This is a genomic window from Streptomyces sp. MnatMP-M17, from assembly GCF_900091995.1.
Lineage (GTDB): Bacteria > Actinomycetota > Actinomycetes > Streptomycetales > Streptomycetaceae > Streptomyces.
Map to the genome: position 1 here is coordinate 1 of NZ_FMDK01000694.1, position 3,958 is coordinate 3,958.

Consider the following 3,958-nt stretch of genomic DNA (forward strand, 5'->3'; position numbering starts at 1 on the left):
ACGCCCGATAAAGGGCACTAGCACCTCAAGCTAGCGCGTCTGCCATTCCGCCACCCGGACCAGGTGTCTGCCGGGCGGCTCAGGGCCGTTCCGACGTGGAAAACCATAGCAAACAATCGGCGGTGCCCGATCACGGCCGTTGCCGGCCGCTCCGTGTGACGGGCGTATGTCGGGCGGGGAACCGCCTTGGGGTGCGGGGGCCGTACGCGGGAGTATGTGGGGGACCACCAGCACCGACCGTGGGAGTGAGCAGCGTGAGCGAGTCGAACGCGGGCAGGACCGTCTCCGGCGAGGACGAGGTCGTCGACCTCTGCCGCGATCTGATCCGGATCGACACCAGCAACTACGGCGACCACTCCGGACCGGGAGAGCGGGCCGCCGCCGAATATGTCGCCGAGAAGCTCGCCGAGGTGGGCCTCGAACCGCAGATCTTCGAGTCCCACAAGGGCCGTGCCTCCACCGTCGCCCGGATCGAGGGCGAGGATCCCTCCAGGCCCGCCCTGCTCATCCACGGCCACACCGATGTCGTCCCCGCCAACGCCGACGACTGGACGCACCACCCGTTCTCCGGTGAGATCGCGGACGGCTGTGTCTGGGGCCGTGGCGCGGTCGACATGAAGGACATGGACGCCATGACGCTCGCCGTCGTACGGGACAGGCTGCGCAGCGGCCGTAAGCCCCCGCGCGACATCGTGCTGGCCTTTCTCGCCGACGAGGAGGCGGGCGGTACGTACGGCGCGCGGTATCTCGTCGACAACCACCCCGGTCTCTTCGAAGGCGTCACGGAGGCGATCAGCGAGGTCGGCGGCTTCTCCTTCACCGTCAACGAGAATCTGCGGCTGTATCTGATCGAGACGGCGCAGAAGGGCATGCACTGGATGCGGCTGACGGTCGAGGGCACCGCCGGGCACGGCTCGATGACCAATACCGACAACGCCATCACCGAGCTGTGCGAGGCCGTGGGCCGGCTCGGCCGTCATGAGTGGCCGGTGAGGATGACCAAGACCGTACGGTCCTTCCTGGACGAGCTGTCCGACGCGCTCGGCGTCCCGCTCGACCCGGAGGACATGGAGGGCACGCTCGCCAAGCTCGGCGGCATCGCGAAGATGATCGGCGCGACCCTGCGCAACTCCGCCGCTCCCACCATGCTCGGCGCCGGCTACAAGGTGAATGTGATCCCCGGCCAGGCCACCGCCCATGTCGACGGGCGCTTCCTGCCCGGGTACGAGGAGGAGTTCCTGGCCGACCTCGACCGGATCCTCGGTCCCCGGGTCAAGCGTGAGGACGCGCACTCCGACAAGGCCCTGGAGACCAGCTTCGACGGAAGCCTGGTGGACGCCATGCAGAGCGCGCTCCTGGCCGAGGACCCGATCGCGCGGGCCGTTCCGTACATGCTTTCCGGCGGCACCGACGCCAAGTCCTTCGACGATCTCGGGATCCGCGGTTTCGGTTTCGCACCGCTCAAGCTTCCGCCGGAGCTGGACTTCGCCGGGATGTTCCACGGTGTGGACGAGCGAGTGCCGGTGGACGGACTGAAGTTCGGTGTCCGCGTACTCGACCGTTTCATCGATCAGAGCTGACACAACAGCCGGCGGAGAGTCGGCCGGGAGTCGGCACAGGACTCTCAACAATCGCCAGCGCGTGCGCATTTGACTGAAAAGAGTGAATGCGACGATACGCTCGTAGCCCCAATGGTTCCTCCTCGTTACAGGTGTTGCGGCCCGCGGTTGGGGCCGCGCTTGCCAACAAGGAGGAAATAATGATCAAGAAGATCGTCGCCGCTGCGGCTGTCACCGGTGGCCTGGTGCTCGCGGGTGCGGGTATGGCCGTCGCCGACTCGGATGCCCAGGGTGCCGCCGTGAACTCTCCCGGTGTGGTCTCGGGCAATGTCATCCAGGCCCCCATCCACGTGCCGGTGAATGTGTGCGGCAACACGATCTCGGTGATCGGGCTGCTGAACCCCGCCTTCGGCAACGTCTGCATCAACAAGTGACGTCGTATCTCTCACCCGTGAGGGTCTGAGCCCGGGCGGCCCCGGAGTGCGCGCCATGCACTCCGGGGCCGCTGGGCATCCTGCCCCGGCACCGATGCCCAGGGCAGTCCCGGAAGGCAGAAGGCAGGGATCCAAGCAATGCGACAGGTCACGCGCAAAGGCCTGATCACCATGGCAGCGGCGGGCGGCGTGCTCGCGCTCGGCGGCGGCCACGCGCACGCGGACTCGGGAGCCGAGGGAACCGCGGCGAAATCTCCGGGCGTGCTGTCCGGGAACAATGTGCAGGTTCCGGTGCATGTACCGGTCAATGTGTGCGGGAACACCGTGGATGTCGTCGGGGTGCTCAACCCGGCGTTCGGCAACGGCTGCGCCAATGGGCGCGGACCGTCGTCCGGCGGTCACGGCGGCGGCTCGCACACCTCACCGCAGGGCGGTGGCCCGCACCACGGCGGATCGCATCAGGGCGGTTCGAACCAGGGCGGATCGCAGCACGGTGGATCGCACCCCGGCGCCACACACACCGCGCCGGCCGGTGGCTCCCATGCGGAGGGCGGTTCCGCGAACTCGCCCGGCGTCGGCTCCGGCAATACGATCCAGGTGCCGATCGACATCCCCGTGAACGCCTGCGGGAACAGCGTCACCATCGGCGGCCTGCTCAACCCCACCATGGGCAACGGCTGCGCCAACGACGCGCCCGTCGTCCCGCCGGCCAGGCCGGAGCGGCCCGAGAAGCCCGTCACCCCGGGCAAGCCGAGCCAGCCGGGCAAGCCGGTCCAGGTGCGCGCGATCCCGCCGTCGCCGAACGCGCCGGAGCCGAAGACGGTCGTACGGCCCGAAGGCACCGAGACGCTCGCCCAGACCGGTGCGGGTGCGCTCGGGATCGCCGTCCCGGTGGGTGCGGGGCTGCTGATCGCGGGCAGCCTCATCTACCGCCGCGCCCGCTCCGCCGTGTAATCGGACGCGTACGGACGGTGCGTACGGCGGTCGGGTACGCACCATGGGCGGGCCTCGCGTCAGCGGGGCCCGCTCCGCCGTACTCACCAGGTGGCGCGCACCTGGCGGATGATGCGCCGGCGCAGCCGCACTCTGCGACTGCCGTCCCGGTGCAGGCTCAGGCGGTCCAATTCCCAGTGTCCGTACTCGGCATGGTCGGTGAGCAGACGGGCCGCTTCCTTGCGGGAGACCCCGCGCGGCACGTACACGTCGACAAATTCGTATTCCGGCATCGCATCTATTGTGCGGGCAGAGGCCCGGTACGGATAGCGTCTGCACTATGTCTGATGCTGCGCAGCCCACCGCTGCCGAGGTACGCGCCGCCGCCGAGGCGGTCAAGGTAGCCCTGGACCGCCATCTGGCGGCGGTCGAACACCGCACGGGTGAGGACGATCCGGCGGTCTCCGACGCGTTCAATGCCCTCGCCGTCGCGGCCGAGGTCTATGACGAGCGGCTCTACAACCGGTACGACGAAGTCACCCCCTTCGAGATCCCGGATCCGGACGACTCGCTTCCGCCGTACAAGGGTCCCGAGGAGCCGAACGCCCTCAGTGTGCTGATCCGGCGCGACTACGCGGTGGTCGAGCCGCAGCGGCTGCTCGCACAAGCACAGCGCATCGCCGATGTGGACGGTGACACCGGCACCGGTGGTGTGGTGGGCAGCAGTGTGCATGCCGCTCTCGGAGTGCTCTTCGGCGAGTACGAACCGGACGAGATCGCGTCCCGGCACAAGGAATTCGGTCTCGAAGAGGGCGATTCGACTCTCTGGGTGTCGGCGGCCGACGATCTGCCCGAGCCGGGGGAGTGGCTGAGCGCTCCCTTCGACCAGGCCGATCCGCAGCAGGTGGTCTGCCGCTTCGATGTGAGCGCGGTCTTCGACGAGGACGATCTCGACGCGGATCTGGACGACCTGGAGGAGCAGGACGCCTGAGCGGCGGCCGAGGTCGCTGTAGGGCGCCGACGGCCGCCGAC

General features: G+C 68.6%; 5 protein-coding genes. 4 read left to right on the forward strand and 1 reads right to left on the reverse strand.

What is annotated here, in order from left to right; translation table 11 throughout:
- Positions 1-254 precede the first annotated feature (254 nt).
- From GA0115259_RS28445 to GA0115259_RS28455, 3 genes are all read left to right on the forward strand, one after another.
- Positions 255-1,580, forward strand: coding sequence for a M20/M25/M40 family metallo-hydrolase (locus tag GA0115259_RS28445; protein WP_093602339.1), 1,326 nt, complete (start codon positions 255-257; stop codon positions 1,578-1,580).
- A gap of 179 nt (positions 1,581-1,759) precedes the next feature.
- Positions 1,760-1,993: a chaplin ChpH gene (chpH, locus tag GA0115259_RS28450; protein WP_066955209.1), complete on the forward strand. Its 234-nt coding sequence runs from the start codon at positions 1,760-1,762 to the stop codon at positions 1,991-1,993.
- 138 nt (positions 1,994-2,131) lie between these two features.
- On the forward strand, positions 2,132-2,947 hold the full coding sequence (locus GA0115259_RS28455; protein WP_093602335.1) for a chaplin: 816 nt from the start codon (positions 2,132-2,134) through the stop codon (positions 2,945-2,947).
- An 83-nt stretch (positions 2,948-3,030) separates the two neighbouring features.
- On the opposite strand, the gene GA0115259_RS28460 is transcribed toward GA0115259_RS28455, so the two are convergent.
- Complete coding sequence (locus GA0115259_RS28460; protein ID WP_030354641.1) at positions 3,031-3,219, reverse strand: DUF5703 family protein; 189 nt, start codon at positions 3,217-3,219, stop codon at positions 3,031-3,033.
- Between the two features lie 47 nt (positions 3,220-3,266).
- Here GA0115259_RS28460 and GA0115259_RS28465 point away from each other — a divergent pair, with 47 nt between their 5' ends.
- The gene (locus tag GA0115259_RS28465; RefSeq protein ID WP_093602337.1) at positions 3,267-3,917 is read left to right on the forward strand and encodes a hypothetical protein; all 651 of its coding nucleotides are present in this window, start codon (positions 3,267-3,269) and stop codon (positions 3,915-3,917) included.
- Positions 3,918-3,958 lie beyond the last annotated feature (41 nt).

What these genes read in the sequence shown, in the direction of transcription:
- chpH (WP_066955209.1), top strand. Translation starts at nt 1,760, where the DNA reads ATGATCAAGAAGATCGTCGCCGCTGCGGCTGTCACCGGTGGCCTGGTG.
- GA0115259_RS28455 (WP_093602335.1), top strand. Translation starts at nt 2,132, where the DNA reads ATGCGACAGGTCACGCGCAAAGGCCTGATCACCATGGCAGCGGCGGGC.
- GA0115259_RS28460 (WP_030354641.1), bottom strand. Translation starts at nt 3,219, where the DNA reads ATGCCGGAATACGAATTTGTCGACGTGTACGTGCCGCGCGGGGTCTCC.
- GA0115259_RS28465 (WP_093602337.1), top strand. Translation starts at nt 3,267, where the DNA reads ATGTCTGATGCTGCGCAGCCCACCGCTGCCGAGGTACGCGCCGCCGCC.